At 69.4% G+C, this 13,883-nt stretch carries 16 protein-coding genes; 6 read left to right on the top strand and 10 right to left on the bottom strand.

Annotation, left to right across the window (positions count from 1 at the left end; all coding sequences use genetic code 11):
- Positions 1-33 precede the first annotated feature (33 nt).
- Positions 34-1,185 carry an Mrp/NBP35 family ATP-binding protein gene (locus tag Q0Z83_RS46760; protein WP_317790015.1) on the top strand — a complete coding sequence of 384 codons (1,152 nt, stop codon included), beginning with the start codon at positions 34-36 and terminating at the stop codon, positions 1,183-1,185.
- Here Q0Z83_RS46760 and Q0Z83_RS46755 read toward each other — a convergent pair.
- On the bottom strand, positions 1,182-1,601 hold the full coding sequence (locus Q0Z83_RS46755) for a Sec-independent protein translocase family protein (protein ID WP_317790014.1): 420 nt from the start codon (positions 1,599-1,601) through the stop codon (positions 1,182-1,184). The genes Q0Z83_RS46760 and Q0Z83_RS46755 overlap by 4 nt on opposite strands.
- A 71-nt stretch (positions 1,602-1,672) precedes the next feature.
- Positions 1,673-2,935, bottom strand: coding sequence for a S1C family serine protease (locus Q0Z83_RS46750; protein WP_317790013.1), 1,263 nt, complete (start codon positions 2,933-2,935; stop codon positions 1,673-1,675).
- A gap of 252 nt (positions 2,936-3,187) precedes the next feature.
- Here Q0Z83_RS46750 and Q0Z83_RS46745 point away from each other — a divergent pair, with 252 nt between their 5' ends.
- Positions 3,188-3,796 carry an O-methyltransferase gene (locus Q0Z83_RS46745; protein WP_317790012.1) on the top strand — a complete coding sequence of 203 codons (609 nt, stop codon included), beginning with the start codon at positions 3,188-3,190 and terminating at the stop codon, positions 3,794-3,796.
- Here the strand turns inward: Q0Z83_RS46745 and Q0Z83_RS46740 are convergent.
- The gene (locus Q0Z83_RS46740; RefSeq protein ID WP_317790011.1) at positions 3,793-5,184 is read right to left on the bottom strand and encodes a leucyl aminopeptidase family protein; all 1,392 of its coding nucleotides are present in this window, start codon (positions 5,182-5,184) and stop codon (positions 3,793-3,795) included. The genes Q0Z83_RS46745 and Q0Z83_RS46740 overlap by 4 nt on opposite strands.
- Positions 5,185-5,261: 77 nt before the next feature.
- The gene (locus tag Q0Z83_RS46735; RefSeq protein WP_317790010.1) at positions 5,262-5,429 is read right to left on the bottom strand and encodes a DUF3117 domain-containing protein; all 168 of its coding nucleotides are present in this window, start codon (positions 5,427-5,429) and stop codon (positions 5,262-5,264) included.
- Between the two features lie 274 nt (positions 5,430-5,703).
- Between Q0Z83_RS46735 and Q0Z83_RS46730 the strand changes: the two genes are divergently transcribed.
- Together Q0Z83_RS46730 and Q0Z83_RS46725 are read left to right on the top strand one after the other, a co-directional pair.
- Complete coding sequence (locus Q0Z83_RS46730) at positions 5,704-6,504, top strand: PaaX family transcriptional regulator (protein WP_317790009.1); 801 nt, start codon at positions 5,704-5,706, stop codon at positions 6,502-6,504.
- A 29-nt stretch (positions 6,505-6,533) separates the two neighbouring features.
- A complete protein-coding gene (locus tag Q0Z83_RS46725) occupies positions 6,534-7,334 on the top strand; it encodes an enoyl-CoA hydratase-related protein (RefSeq protein WP_317790008.1) in 801 nt (266 codons plus the stop codon).
- 3 nt (positions 7,335-7,337) lie between these two features.
- Here Q0Z83_RS46725 and Q0Z83_RS46720 read toward each other — a convergent pair whose 3' ends face one another.
- From Q0Z83_RS46720 to ndhC, 5 genes are read right to left on the bottom strand one after another with little or no spacing between them, the layout of a single operon-like run.
- Positions 7,338-7,841: a hypothetical protein gene (locus Q0Z83_RS46720; RefSeq protein WP_317790007.1), complete on the bottom strand. Its 504-nt coding sequence runs from the start codon at positions 7,839-7,841 to the stop codon at positions 7,338-7,340.
- 4 nt (positions 7,842-7,845) lie between these two features.
- Complete coding sequence (locus Q0Z83_RS46715) at positions 7,846-8,418, bottom strand: DNA-3-methyladenine glycosylase I (RefSeq protein ID WP_317790006.1); 573 nt, start codon at positions 8,416-8,418, stop codon at positions 7,846-7,848.
- Complete coding sequence (locus Q0Z83_RS46710) at positions 8,415-8,885, bottom strand: SRPBCC family protein (RefSeq protein ID WP_317790004.1); 471 nt, start codon at positions 8,883-8,885, stop codon at positions 8,415-8,417. Before Q0Z83_RS46710 ends, Q0Z83_RS46715 begins: the two co-directional genes overlap by 4 nt.
- Positions 8,882-9,340 (bottom strand): DivIVA domain-containing protein, encoded by a 459-nt coding sequence (locus Q0Z83_RS46705; RefSeq protein WP_317790003.1) that lies wholly within the window; start codon positions 9,338-9,340, stop codon positions 8,882-8,884. Before Q0Z83_RS46705 ends, Q0Z83_RS46710 begins: the two co-directional genes overlap by 4 nt.
- 54 nt (positions 9,341-9,394) lie before the next feature.
- Positions 9,395-9,772 (bottom strand): NADH-quinone oxidoreductase subunit A, encoded by a 378-nt coding sequence (gene ndhC, locus Q0Z83_RS46700; RefSeq protein WP_317790002.1) that lies wholly within the window; start codon positions 9,770-9,772, stop codon positions 9,395-9,397.
- A 172-nt stretch (positions 9,773-9,944) separates the two neighbouring features.
- Between ndhC and Q0Z83_RS46695 the strand changes: the two genes are divergently transcribed.
- A complete protein-coding gene (locus Q0Z83_RS46695) occupies positions 9,945-11,810 on the top strand; it encodes a 2-oxoacid:acceptor oxidoreductase subunit alpha (RefSeq protein ID WP_317790001.1) in 1,866 nt (621 codons plus the stop codon).
- Positions 11,803-12,813 (top strand): 2-oxoacid:ferredoxin oxidoreductase subunit beta, encoded by a 1,011-nt coding sequence (locus Q0Z83_RS46690; RefSeq protein ID WP_317790000.1) that lies wholly within the window; start codon positions 11,803-11,805, stop codon positions 12,811-12,813. Before Q0Z83_RS46695 ends, Q0Z83_RS46690 begins: the two co-directional genes overlap by 8 nt.
- On the opposite strand, the gene Q0Z83_RS46685 is transcribed toward Q0Z83_RS46690, so the two are convergent.
- Positions 12,810-13,826, bottom strand: coding sequence for a potassium channel family protein (locus Q0Z83_RS46685; RefSeq protein WP_317789999.1), 1,017 nt, complete (start codon positions 13,824-13,826; stop codon positions 12,810-12,812). The two genes, Q0Z83_RS46690 and Q0Z83_RS46685, sit on opposite strands and share 4 nt — an antisense overlap.
- Positions 13,827-13,883: the final 57 nt, after the last annotated feature.

Here is a 13,883-nt window from a genome sequence, read left to right as displayed (position 1 = left end):
GAGCACTCCTGACCTCGACGTAGCATGGGCTGCATGTCCGCTCCTGCATCCACGCTCGAGGACGCCATCCAGGCCGCTCTGGCGACCGTGGACGATCCCGAGATCCGCCGCCCGATCACCGACCTCGGCATGGTCTCGGGCTTCACCGTGAGCGACGGCCTGGTCAAGGTCGATCTGTTGCTCACCGTCGCCGGCTGCCCGCTGCGGGACAAGCTGAACAACGACATCACCGCCGCCGTCACGAAGATTCCCGGCATCGACCGGGTCGAGATCAACTTCGGCGTGATGAACGACGAACAGCGCAAGGCGCTGCAGACCACCCTCCGGGGTGGCGGCGCGTCCGCCGAGCCGGTCATCCCCTTCGCCCAGCCCGGCTCCCGGACCAGGGTGTATGCGGTGGCCAGCGGCAAGGGCGGCGTCGGCAAGTCGAGCGTCACGGTGAACCTGGCCGCGGCGCTCGCCAAGCGGGGTCTGTCGGTCGGCGTGATCGACGCGGACATCTACGGCCACTCGGTGCCTCGGATGCTCGGTGTCGAGGGCAAGCCGACCCGCGTCGAGGAAATGATCATGCCGCCGCAGTCGCACGGTGTGAAGGTGATCTCGATCGGCATGTTCACCGCCGGCAACGCCGCGGTGGTCTGGCGCGGCCCGATGCTGCACCGGGCGCTCCAGCAGTTCCTCGCCGACGTCTACTGGGGCGACCTGGACGTGCTGCTGCTCGACCTGCCACCGGGCACCGGTGACGTGGCCATCTCGCTGGCCCAGCTCCTGCCGAACGCGGAGATCCTGGTCGTCACCACCCCGCAGATGGCCGCCGCCGAGGTGGCCGAGCGGGCCGGTGCGATCGCCCTGCAGACCCACCAGCGCCTGGTCGGTGTGGTGGAGAACATGTCGTGGCTGGAGTTGCCGGACGGTTCGCGCATGGAGGTCTTCGGCGCGGGCGGTGGTGAGACGGTGGCCGACTCGCTCTCCAAGACGATCGGCGCCCGGGTGCCGCTGCTGGGTCAGATCCCGCTGGACACCCGGGTGCGTGAGGCCGGCGACGGCGGCACCCCGATCGTGCTGGCCGATCCGGAGGCCCCGGCCGCCAAGGCGCTGGACGGTGTCGCCGACAAACTGGCGGTCCGTCGTGAGTCCCTGGTCGGCAAGCCGCTGGGCCTCATGGTCAACGCTCGTAAAGGTTAGGTCGCGTCGAGGTCGTAACGCGGCGCCGGTCGAGGAGCCTCGGCCGGCGCCGCCGTCTGCGATGCGCTGCCTTTGCGGATGTCGACGGCCGAGGCTACGTCGTTCAGCTCCGCCTTGACCCCGTTGAGGTCCTGTTTCACGTCGTCGAAGAGGTTCTGCAGGGGCTTGCGCAGCGCCTGCTCGTCCTCCTCGCTGAGCAGATGCTTACGGATGAACGCCTTCGGGTGCAGGTCTTCCAGCTGGATGTCGGTGCCGAGCTCACGGCTCAGGTCAGCGGTCGCACCCTGAGCCATGTTGCGCAGCCCACGCAGCATCTTCAGCCCGTCGCCGAGCACCTTGGGCAGACGCTCCCCGAAGATCAGCAGCGCGAGCATGAGCAGCGCGCCGATCTCCCACCAGTTCAGATTCTCGAACACGTCCGGCCTCCCAGGCTTCCCGCGCCAAGACTACGCACGCTCCCTGTGTGAACGCAGCCCGCCCGGACCCTTCAGTTGGTGTCCGCGGCGAGGGTCACCGATGTCGAGGCGGTCTTGCTGCCGCGCCGGTACTCGACCGCGACGACCGAGCCCGGGGCGTATTTCCGCACCATGGCGATCAGGCCGATGCCGTCCTCCAGCGGGTGCCCGTCGAGCTTGGTGATCACGTCGCCGGCCTTGAGACCGGCGCCGGCGGCCGGACCGGCCGGCTGGACCGACTGGAGGCGGGCGCCGATCGAGGACTCCCCGGTCATCACCTCGGCGCCGATCACGGTGCGCCGGGCCTTGCCGGTGTCGATGATGTCCTCGGCGATCCGCTTGGCCTGGTTGATCGGGATGGCGAAGGCGAGGCCGATGTTGCCCGCCTCGGCGGTGGTGCCGCCGACCGAGCGGATCACCGAGTTGACGCCGATGACCCGGCCTGCGCCGTCGACCAGCGGACCACCGGAGTTGCCCTGGTTGACCGCGGCGTCGGTCTGGATGGCCGCGTAGTAGCGCCGGGTGCCGGACTCCTCGCCGGCCTGGATGGTGCGGTCCAGCGCGCTCACGATGCCCTGGGTCACGGTGTTGACCAACGCCAGCGGTGAACCGAAAGCGAGCACCGGGTCACCCACAGCGATCTCGTCGGAGTTTCCGAGCGCGACCGGGATGAGGCCCTCTTTTGCGACTTTGATCACTGCGACATCGGACTCCGGGTCGCGCCCGACGAGGGTGGCGGCAGCCGTGGAGCCGTCGTGGAAGGAGACCGACATGACGTCGTCGGCGCCCTCGACCACGTGATCGTTGGTGATCACGTAGCCCTCGGTGGAGACCACGAAACCGGACCCGATCGCCCCGCTGACCCGGACCGTGACGACGCTCGGCTGGACCCGCTCGACCACGCCGCCGTACGACTCGGGGGCTCGCTGGGCGGACTCCGGAACGTTCTGCCCGGTGGCACCGAGCTCGGTGTGGTTGCCCTCGACGTAACCGCCGCGCACCGCGAAGAGGAAACCGAGCGTGCCGCCCACGCTGCCCGCGAGCAGGGCTGTCACCAGGCAGATCACCAGGGTTGAGGCGACCGAGCGACGTGGTGCGTCCGGGTTCGGTGGGGTCTCCAGCGGGGTGCCGCCGGTGGACTGCGGGGTCGGCAGGACCACCGCCGACGGAGAGTACGGATCGCGCCACGGATCGGCCTGCCCACCCGACCACCACGGCGACGGCTGCTGCGGCTCGCCGGGCGGCGGGTGCGCAGAGGACGTCGGTGGCCGGCTCCAGTTCCAGCCGTCGGTCACGTCGGTGCCTCCACTCCGCTAGCCCGGCTCCGCGCATCCAGGATGACACGGATTCACCGGTTCACACCTTGCCACGGGTCCGCACCTGCGCCGAGTGGGTTGTTTATCCATCGACGGCGCGGTGCATCACCGGAGAACATCGCTCTACTCTCTTATCCGATGTGCGCGGTTCCGCCGCGAGCATCCATTGCCCGTACGGAGGTCGTCATCATCGGTCCTGCTCGTTCATTCGGTCAGCCGGCGGCGCAGTCAATGCCGTTCGCCGAGACCTTCGCCACCGAGGACCCGGTCCTGCAGACCGCGCGTGCTCTCGCGCACGAGCTCGGCCTGCCCTGTGTCTCCCCGGGCGCCGGCTCCGTGCTGAGCCTGCTGGCCGCCGCCGGCCGCGCCAAGGCCGTCGTCGAGATCGGCACCGGCACCGGGGTGAGCGGCATCTGGCTGCTCCGCGGCATGCGCCCGGACGGGGTCCTCACCACCATCGACGTCGAGCACGAGCACCAGCGGATCGCCCGGCGGATCTTCCAGGAGGCGGGGTACGCGTCCTCGCGTACCCGGATCATCAGCGGCCGCGCCCTGAACGTGCTGCCCCGACTCTCCGACGGCGCCTACGACCTGATCTTCGTGGACGCCGACACCACCGAGTTCGCCGCCTGCACCGAGGCCGCCCTGCGCCTGCTCCGGCCGGGTGGGGTGCTGATCGTGAACGGTGCGCACGCCAACGGCCGGATCAGTGACCCGGCCGCCCGCGACGTGGACACCCTCACCGTCCGGGCGACGGTGAAGGCGATCCGCGAGTCTGAGGAGTGGATCCCCGCGGTGATCTCGTCAGGCGCCGGGCTGCTGGCCGCCGTCAAGCGCTAAGCGGAGGCGTCCCCGCCGAGCGAAGTGAGGTAATTGAGCAGAGTCCGGGCGCCCCAGCCGGTGGCACCCTTGGTCAGCTCCAGGTCGTGCGCCTCGGCCCAGCTCGGGGCGGACATGTCCAGGTGGGCCCAGCGGGCGTCGCCGAAGAAGTCGCGCAGGAACAGGGCGGCCATCACCGAACCCGGCCCGCCCGGTGCGCTGACCCGGTCGGCGATGTCGCTGCGCAGATTCTCCAGATAGTCGTCGGAGAGCGGGAGCCGCCACATCTGCTCACCGGCGTCGGCTCCGGCCTTGGCCAGCTCGGCGGCGAGCGTGTCGTCCGGGCTGAACAGGGCGGCCGTGCGCTTGCCGAGGGCGACCGCGTTCGCCCCGGTCAGGGTCGCCAGGTTGATCACCAGGTCGGGGTGCAGCACGTCGGCCGCGTAGCCGAGCGCGTCGGCCAGCACGATCCGGCCCTCCGCGTCGGAGTTCGTATTCTCGCTGGTCGAGCCGTCGTAGTGGGTGATCACGTCACCGGGGCGGAAGGCGGAACCACTCACCGCGTTCTCGGCCAGCGGGGTCAGCGCGGTCACCCGTACCGGAAGATTCAGGTCGGCGGCGCCGAGGGTCGCGGCGATGACCGCGGCCGCCCCGCCCATGTCCTTCTTCATCAGCTTCATGCCGTCACGCGGCTTGATCGAGATGCCGCCGGTGTCGAAGGTGATGCCCTTGCCGACCAGGACCACATGGGTGGTGGCGCCGGGCGGGTTCCAGGACATCTCGACGAACCGGGGCGGTGACACCGAGCCACCGCCGACCGCCAGCAGGCCACCGAACCGGGCCAGTTCCTCGCCGGCGCGCACGGTCACGCTCACGCCCGGGCGTGTCGCGGCCTCGGCGACGACCTGCCCGGCGAGCCACTCCGGGTTCTTCACCGACGACGGTGTGTTCGTCAGGTCCCGGGCGAGCCAGGCGGCCCGCGCCGCGACCCGCGCTCGGGTGATGCTCTCGGCGTGGGCCGTGCCGTGGATCCGTACCTCTCGGGTGCGGGGTCCGCGGGGTGCGTCGCGATATCGGTATCCGCCCAGCCACAGGCCCTCGGCCAGGCCGCGCACCGCCTCGGCGGTGGTGCCGGCGGGTAGGTGGACCTCGAGATCCTCGTCGTCCGCGGTCTCCCGGATCGCGGCGGCACCGGCGGCACGCCAGTCCGCCTCGCCACCGTCGCCGATCCCGGCGAGCAGCACTCGGGCCGGGCTCCGCAGCGGCCGCGGGAACACCGTGATCCGGCCCCTGGTCGCGGCGCCGTCGGTCGCGGCGACCAGCGCGGACATCTCGTCGTCCAGCTCGGGGCCGACCGGGACGACCCGGGTGGACGTATCGGGCACGTCGGTCAATCGGATGTCGAACACGGGAGGATGACCTTTCCGTAAGACGTGGAAAGCCCGCCGGTACGGGCGGTACCGTACCGGCGGGCTCGCGTGAAACGTCAGCCGGCGATCTGCTTCAACGCGTCACCCAGCGCGTTGGCCTCGTCCGGGGTCATCTCCACGACGAGACGGCCACCACCCTCCAGCGGGACGCGCATCACGATGCCACGCCCCTCCTTGGTGACCTCCAGCGGACCATCGCCCGTCCGCGGCTTCATCGCCGCCATCTTGTCTCCCCTCAGACCTACGTCAGGGTCGGTGGGTTGCCCCACAGCCACTTGCTCCTGGAATGCCAGCAGCCTCGTCACGTGCTCAGCCCCACGTGACGCGGTGCTCGTTTCCGACCGGCGGCCCGCTCAGGCCGTTTCACGTCTTCACGTGTCGCGACCCACCGTGCCGATCAAACATTTTCCCTGATGAACACCGGCGATCCCAAACCCAGCCCGGGCGGATGTGACAGCGTCTAGCATATCGTCTTTCGGGCTGTCACAATGTGCGGTCATGCAGGCGCGGTCCGCACTCTTCGACCTGTACGGCGACTACCTGCGCGCTCGCGGCTCCCGAGCCCCGGTCGCGGCCCTCGTGAGGCTGCTGGCCCCGCTCGACATCGCGGCCCCGGCGGTGCGTACCGCTGTGTCGCGAATGGTGCGACAGGGATGGCTGCATCCGCTACGCCTGGCCTCCGGACCGGGTTATCTGCTCACCCCCAAGGCCGCCCGCCGGCTGGACGAGGCCGCCGCCCGGGTGTACCGGACCGGTCGCGGCGGATGGGACGGCCGCTTCGACATGATCCTGCTCCACCAGCCTGTGGTCCGGCAGGACGCGCTGCGTCTCACCTATCTGGGCTACGGACCACTCAGCGATCAGGTATGGGTGGCGCCGCGCGCGTCAGAGGAGGTCGAAGCGGTGCTGAGCGAGACCGAGGCCGGCTATGAACGGTTCAGCGCCAGCCACACCTCGGGATCGGACATCGTCGGGCGGGCCTGGGACCTGAAACGGATCGGGCAGGCGTACGAGGAGTTCGTCGAGACGCTACGCCCGGTCATGAAGGGGGTGACTCCACGAAGCACCGACGAGGAGGCGTACGCCGCCCGGTTCCGGCTGGTCCACGCGTGGCGCTCGTTCCTCTTCCAGGACCCACAGCTGCCCACCGCTCTGCTGCCGCCGGGCTGGCCCGGGGTGAAGGCCGCGCTCTTCTTCGACAAGCACGCGACCCGGCTGCGCCCGGCCGCCGACCGGCACGTGGAACGTTGCCTGCAATCGGCCGTGCGTGGTGGACGTGTGGGATTCTCAGATGTATGACCGCCATCCAACCGCCCCACCCGCCACCCATGAACGGACTGAAGGCGGACTCATTGCTCGTCGACCGCACTGACGCGGTCGTCACCCTGACCCTGAACCGCCCCGAGGCGATGAACTCGTTCACCGTCGACCTCAAGGAAGCGCTGCGGGACACGCTCGCCCAGTTGGAGAGCGACAGGTCGTGCCGGGCGGTCGTGCTGACCGGCGCCGGCGGCAACTTCTGCGGCGGCCAGGACCTGAAGGAGCACGCGACGCTGCTGGCGGCCGGCTCCACCGACCTGAACACGGTGCAGGTGCACTACAACCCGATCGCGCAGCGGCTGGCCAGCATGCCGAAACCGGTGATCGCCGCGGTTCGCGGGATGGCGGCCGGGGCCGGCGCGTCGCTGTCGCTGCTCGCCGACTTCCGGATCGGCGGCCCGAAGACCAGCTTCCTGATGGCCTTCGCGAACGTGGGGCTGGCCGGCGACAGCGGCATCTCCTGGTCGCTGCCGCGGATCGTGGGCCACGCCCGCGCGGTCGAGCTGCTGCTGCTGGCCCGGCCGGTGAAGGCGGACGAGGCGTCCCGGATCGGCATGCTCACCGAGCTGCTGGAGGACGACGAGCAGGTTCTGCCACGGGCACAGGAGCTGGCCGCCCGGCTGGCCGCGGGCCCGACGATCGCCTACGGCGCGATCAAGCGGGAGCTGTCCATCGGTGACGCCGGCACGCTCTCCGACGCCCTGGCCGCCGAGGCGCAGGCCCAGGCCATCTGTGGCGCGACCGCGGACCACTCGGCCGCGGTCAACGCCTTCCTGAACAAGCAGAAGCCCGAATACCAGGGCCGCTGAGGACTACTCGTCCTCGTCTTCCTCCTCGGGGTCCTGGTTCGCCTCGGCCCCGAGGACGAAGGCCTGCATGGCCAGCTCGTCACCGGACGGCCAGACGTAGGTGGGCAGCTCGGCCGGGCCGAGCTCCAGCACGTGCGACCAGAACTGACGGACGGCCTCGGCCGGGTTCGCCGCCTCGATCGGCATGGCGACGCTGACCAGCCAGGCCTTCTTGTCGGCGGGCGGGCCGAGGCGCCGGGCATACCGCTGGAAGGTCTCCTCGTCGATCGCGCCGGCCGACCCCTCATACGGGATCGCCTCGTCGAAGGCGCGACGTAGGTACCACAATGCGAGCTCGCCGTCCGATTTCTCCACCCGCGCCAGGGCCACGACCTGCTCCTCGGCGACCAGCAACACCTCGTCACCGACGGTGGCGGAGTCGACGGCGGGCACCGTCACCGCGTCGTGCTGGAACAACCGCTCGGTCGCCCACTGCCCTTCCGGAATGATCACCACGAACTGAGCCATGGTGTCATCTCATCACGGGCACCCAGCAGTCCGTGAGGTGGTCGTCGACCATGCCGGTGGCCTGCATCAACGCGTACGCGGTGGTGGGTCCGACGAATTTGAAGCCCTGCTTCTTGAGCGCCTTGGCCATCGCGATGGACTCGGGTGTGGTCGCCGGGACGTCGGCGCGGGTCTTCGGCCGATCCCGTCTCGCGGGCGCGAACGACCAGAGCAGCCCGGTCAGGTCCAGCCCGACCGCCACCCGGGCGTTGTGCAGGGCCGCGTCGACCTTCATCCGGTTGCGGACGATGCCCGGGTCGGTCATCAGACGGGCGGCGTCGGCCTCGGTGAACTCGGCGACCTTCTCGATCGAGAACCCGGCGAACGCGGCCCGGAACGCCGGCCGCTTGCGCAGGATGGTGATCCACGACAGGCCGGACTGGAACGCCTCCAGGGTGAGCCGCTCGAAGAGGGCGTCGTCACCGCGGACCGGCTTGCCCCACTCGTCGTCGTGGTAGGGCGCGTAGTCGGGTGTACTGCCGCCCCAGAAGCAGCGGGGACGACCGTCGGCGCCGATCACGATGCCGGTGTCGGTCACGGGAGGCGACCCTGCTCGACGAGGCGGGCGAACCGTTTGAGGGCACCGGTGAAGCCCAGCTTCGAACCGGGCCACAGGACCGGCCAGGCGATCTTGCCGACCGCGCCGGCCGGCAGTTGGAACCACTCGTGCAGGACCACCTGGGTACGGTCGCCGGACATCGCGGTGCAGCGCATCGCCCCCGGGCCCTTCAGCACCTTGCCGCAGTGCACGACGCGCACCTCGTACGGCGCGTTGACCTTGACCACCCGCAACTCGTCGCGAAGGGTGGCCGGGCCGAGCGCGGTGACCGCCTCGACCAGGCTCCCCTCGCCGCCGTCGCCCTCGACCACCCGGACCCGGGTGAACGGGATCCAGTCCGACTGCTTCTCCCAGTCCATGAACGCGGAGAAGACCTTGGGCGCGGGCGCGTTGACGATCACCGTGGCGGTGAACTCACCTGGGCCTGCCTCCGAGTCGTTGCTCATCTCTTCTCCACCGGCTCCTGGACCGGGTCGTCCTCGACGGACGGCTCCATCGGGATGACCGGCGGCTCGGGGACGGGCGGGACCGCGGCGGTCGGGGCGAGCGCGGCCTCGCGAGCCTTGCGCAGCGCGTCGGCGTCGTCGAGCCGGCCCTCGCGCAGCGCGGCCACCTCGGCCTCGAGCACGCCGATCAGCTCACCCTTGTAGCCGATGTCGTACGCCGCCCGCTGCAGGGCCTGGTCGACCTGAGCCATCCGGTAGCCCCGCCAGACCGTGTCGAACCTGGTCCGGGAGATGTCCTCCTCGCCGAGGGGACGGTCACCGGGCAGCGGGACCGCACGGCCGTCGGGCTCGACCGGGGTCAGGCCGGGGTCGCCCCCGCTCAGCAACACGGTCACGCCGAAGACGATCGTCGCGACGACCAGAGCCACGACGATGAAGAGCAGAAGCTGACCCATGCGCACGATGTTGACATGTCCGCTTTCCGGAGGCGAGACCGCCACCCGTCTGGATCAGGTCCAGCGGAGGATCTTCTTGCGCCAGGCGTAGACGATCCCGAGCGCGAGCACCGCGACGAAGATGCCCATCTCCGCGATGGACAGGCCGCCGAAACCGGGACGATCGAAGATCACCGCCCACGGGAAGAGAAAAACCGCCTCTACTGCGAAAAGCACGTAAAGGTACGCGTAAACGTAATACCGGATCTGCGCCTGCGCCCAGTCCCCGCCGACCGGATCGATGCCGCTCTCATAGGAGATCCGCTTGCCCGCCGGTTCCGCCGGACGGCCCGGCCGGAGCAGCCGGTTCGCACCGAACGCGGCAACGAACAGCAGGACACCGGCGGCCAGGACGAGACCGAGAACCGCATACGAGCCCAGATATCCCTCCACGATCGTGCAGCCTACCGAAGAGCACTAGCTCGCCGTGGTACCTGATGGCTACTGTGGGCAACGGTCCGCGGCCCCTTCGTAAGGAGCGGCGACGTAGTGTGGAAGTGACGATCTGCGGGCCGGCTCATCGACACTCGTGACGCAGCCGACCGCGCCTTTTGGAGGTTGAATCGTGGCCGCTCCCGAGAAGCCAGTCGAGAAGCGAGTCGAACAGCTGGACCGGGTGGTCATCCGATTCGCCGGTGACTCCGGTGACGGCATGCAGCTCACCGGTGACCGGTTCACGTCGGAGACCGCCCAGCTCGGCAACGACATCTCGACGCTTCCGAACTTCCCGGCGGAGATCCGCGCACCAGCCGGGACCCTGCCCGGGGTCTCCAGTTTCCAGGTGCACTTCGCCGACTACGACATCCTGACCCCCGGCGACGCGCCGAACGTGCTCGTGGCGATGAACCCGGCCGCGCTCAAGGCGAACCTGGCCGACCTGCCCGCCGGGGCCGACATCATCGTCAACACCGACGAGTTCACCCGCCGCAACCTGACCAAGGTCGGCTACGCCGTCAGTCCCCTGGAGGACGGCTCGCTCGACGAGTTCGCGGTGCACCCGGTGGCCCTCACCTCCCTGACCCTAGGCGCGCTGGCCGAGAGCGGCGTCTCGAAGAAGGACGGCGAGCGGGCCAAGAACATGTTCGCGCTGGGGCTGCTCAGCTGGATGTACTCGCGGCCGTACGAGTCGACGCTCCGGTTCCTGGAGCGCAAGTTCGCCAAGCGGCCCGACCTGGTCGCGGCGAACAAGGACGCGTTCCGGGCCGGGTGGAACTACGGCGAGACCACCGAGGCGTTCTCGGTGCGCTACGAGATCAAACCGGCGAAGATGCTGCCCGGCACCTACCGCAACATCACCGGCAACCAGGCGCTCGCGCTCGGGCTGGTGGCCGCCGCGGTCCGGTCGAAACTGCCGCTGTTCCTCGGCGCCTACCCGATCACGCCGGCCTCCGACATCCTGCACGAGCTGTCCAAGCACAAGCGGTTCGGCGTCACCACGATGCAGGCCGAGGACGAGATCGCGGCGATCGGGGCGGCGCTCGGCGCGTCCTACGGCGGGGCGCTCGGCGTCACCACCACCTCCGGGCCCGGCGTGGCACTCAAGGGCGAGACCATCTCGCTGGCCATCGCGCTGGAGCTGCCGCTGGTGATCGTCGACGTGCAGCGGGCCGGCCCGTCGACCGGCATGCCGACCAAGACCGAGCAGGCCGACCTCAACATGGCGCTGTACGGCCGGCACGGCGAGGCGCCCCTCGCGGTGATCGCACCCAAGTCGCCGTCCGACTGTTTCCACGCGGCGCTGGAGGCGGCCCGGATCGCGCTGACCTACCGCACCCCGGTGATCCTGCTGTCCGACAACTACGTCGCCAACGGGTCCGAGCCGTGGCTGCTGCCGTCCGTCGACGAACTGCCCGACCTGCAGGTCTCGTTCGCCACGGCGCCCAACGCCGAGGACGGGCGCTTCCTGCCGTACCTCCGCGATCCGGAGACGATGGCGCGGCCATGGGCCGTGCCCGGGACGCCGGGCCTGGAGCACCGCATCGGGGGTCTGGAGAAGGCCGACAAGACCGGCGACATCTCCTACGACCCGGCGAACCACGAGTTCATGGTCCGCACCCGGCAGGCCCGCATCGACGCCATCGGAGTTCCCGATGTGGACGTCGAGGATCCGTCCGAGGCGGCGAGTGTGCTGGTGCTCGGCTGGGGCTCGACCTACGGCCCGATCGGCGCGGCCTGTCGTGCGCTGCGCCAGCGCGGGCTCACCATCGCGCAGGCGCACCTGCGGCACATGTCACCGCTGCCGGCGAACCTCGGTGAGGTTCTGGCCGGTTACGACAAGGTCGTCGTCCCGGAGATGAATCTCGGTCAGCTGGCCGCCGTGATCCGGTCGAAGTACCTGGTCGACGCGGTTCCGTTCAACCAGATCAGCGGCCTGCCGTTCACCGCCGCGACGCTGGAGAGCATGCTGGAGGACGTGGTCAAGAATGGCTGAGACGGTCGCTCTGAAACTGACCGCCAAGGACTTCAAGTCGGACCAGGAGGTCCGCTGGTGTCCCGGCTGCGGTGACTACTCGATCCTCGCCGCGATGCAGCGGTTCATGCCGGAGCTGGGCATCCCGCGCGAGAAGATCGTCTTCGTCTCCGGCATCGGCTGCTCGTCCCGGTTCCCGTACTACATGAACACCTACGGGATGCACTCGATCCACGGCCGGGCCCCGGCGATCGCGACCGGGCTGTCCACGTCCCGCCCCGACCTGAACGTCTGGGTGGTCACCGGTGACGGCGACGCCCTGTCCATCGGCGGCAACCATCTGATCCACGCGCTGCGGCGCAACGTGAACCTGAAGATCCTGCTGTTCAACAACCGGATCTACGGCCTCACCAAGGGTCAGTACTCACCCACCTCGGAGATCGGCAAGATCACCAAGTCGACGCCGACCGGCTCGGCGGACACCCCGTTCAACCCGCTCTCGCTGGCGCTGGGCGCCGAGGCCACCTTCGTGGCACGGACCATCGACTCGGACGCCAAGCACCTCCAGTCGGTGCTGCGGGCCGCCGCCGAACACCAGGGTTCGGCGTTCGTCGAGATCTACCAGAACTGCAACATCTTCAACGACGGCGCCTTCGACCTGATCAAGGACGCCGACACCCGGGACGCCCATCTGATCCGGCTCGAACAGGGCGAACCGATCACCGTCGGCAACCTCAACGTCGTGCACCCGGAGGGCAGCTTCGGCCTGAAGGTGCAGGAGGGCGGCACGCCGATCATCCACGACGCGACCGTGGACGACCCGGCGTACGCGTTCGCGCTCAGCCGGCTCTCCGGCTCCGATCTGAACACCACCCCGATCGGGATCTTCCGCAGCGTGCAGCGGCCGTCCTACGACGAGATCGTCCGCAAGCAGGTGCTCGACGCGCAGGCACAGGCCACCGGAACCCCGGAGGAGATGCTCGACGGCCTGCTGAACTCGGGCGACACCTGGACGATCGTCTAGACGCTGACCCCGCTGGGGACGCTTTCGTCGTCGCGGATGTAGACGAGCAGGTCGCCGGTCTCGATCGTGACGGCCTGCTCGCCACCGAGCGGCAGCACCTTGCCCCGGCGGATCAGCGCCACCACCAGGGTGGGCAGCTCCCGGGGATTGCGGCCCACCTCGGCCCGCTCGGCGGACCGCATCGCCAGCGCCATGCCCTGACCGGGGGTCAGCAGGTCCTCCACCACGTCGATCAGCGGCGGCGCGGTGGTGGTCAGGCCCAGCAGACGACCGGCCGTCGACGACGACACGATCACATGGTGGGCGCCGCTCTGCTTCAGCAGCGCGGCGTTCTCCTGCTCGCGGACCGCTGCGATGATCCGCACCTGGCCGGCGGTCAACTGGCGCACGGTCAGCGTGATCAGCACCGACGCCTCGTCCCGGTCGGTGGCGATGATGACCGACTTGGCGTTCTTCACATCGGCCTCGTTCAGCACCGACGACCTGGTGGCGTCACCCTCGATCACCACGAAGCCGCCGGCCGCGGCCTGCCGGACGCCCGCCTCACGGTTTTCCACGATGACGATCCGGGACTTGTCGTACCCGGTCTCCAACAGCGCGGCGACCGCGGCCCGGCCCTTCGTGCCGTAACCGCAGATGATCACGTGGTCCTTCAACTTGCGCCTCCACCGGCTGACCCGAAGGCCCTTGCGGTACTGGTCGGTCAGCACCTCCAGTGTGGTGCCGACCAGGATGATCAGGAAGAGGACCCGGGCCGGGGTGATGAACAGGACGTTCACCAACCGGGCCGCCTGGGTCTCCGGCGTGATGTCGCCGTAGCCGGTGGTGGAGAGTGAGACGACCGCGTAGTAGAAGCAGTCGAGCAGGGTCAGGCCGTCCTCGTTGACGTCCCGATAACCGTCCCGGTCGAGGTAGATCACCGTGACCGCGAGCAGCACCAGGGAAGTCGCCATCAACAGCCGGAGCCCGAGAGCTTTCAGCGGTCCCTGCCGGACCAGAGGTAGATGAATCATGGAACCGCCCGCACGCGATCACCTTAACGGTCAAGCTGAAGGACGTATCCCAGGACA

Origin of the sequence: Actinoplanes sichuanensis (assembly GCF_033097365.1) — a bacterium.
Taxonomy (GTDB): Bacteria; Actinomycetota; Actinomycetes; order Mycobacteriales; family Micromonosporaceae; genus Actinoplanes; species Actinoplanes sichuanensis.
The sequence above is the reverse complement of the archived record's forward strand: the minus strand, read 5'-3'. Positions and strand labels throughout refer to the sequence as shown.

Coding starts and splice junctions, on each gene's coding strand:
- Q0Z83_RS46760 (WP_317790015.1), top strand. CDS start 34: ATGTCCGCTCCTGCATCCACGCTCGAGGACGCCATCCAGGCCGCTCTG.
- Q0Z83_RS46745 (WP_317790012.1), top strand. CDS start 3,188: ATGCCGTTCGCCGAGACCTTCGCCACCGAGGACCCGGTCCTGCAGACC.
- Q0Z83_RS46735 (WP_317790010.1), bottom strand. CDS start 5,429: ATGGCGGCGATGAAGCCGCGGACGGGCGATGGTCCGCTGGAGGTCACC.
- Q0Z83_RS46730 (WP_317790009.1), top strand. CDS start 5,704: ATGCAGGCGCGGTCCGCACTCTTCGACCTGTACGGCGACTACCTGCGC.
- Q0Z83_RS46725 (WP_317790008.1), top strand. CDS start 6,534: ATGAACGGACTGAAGGCGGACTCATTGCTCGTCGACCGCACTGACGCG.
- Q0Z83_RS46720 (WP_317790007.1), bottom strand. CDS start 7,841: ATGGCTCAGTTCGTGGTGATCATTCCGGAAGGGCAGTGGGCGACCGAG.
- Q0Z83_RS46710 (WP_317790004.1), bottom strand. CDS start 8,885: ATGAGCAACGACTCGGAGGCAGGCCCAGGTGAGTTCACCGCCACGGTG.
- Q0Z83_RS46705 (WP_317790003.1), bottom strand. CDS start 9,340: ATGGGTCAGCTTCTGCTCTTCATCGTCGTGGCTCTGGTCGTCGCGACG.
- Q0Z83_RS46690 (WP_317790000.1), top strand. CDS start 11,803: ATGGCTGAGACGGTCGCTCTGAAACTGACCGCCAAGGACTTCAAGTCG.
- Q0Z83_RS46685 (WP_317789999.1), bottom strand. CDS start 13,826: ATGATTCATCTACCTCTGGTCCGGCAGGGACCGCTGAAAGCTCTCGGG.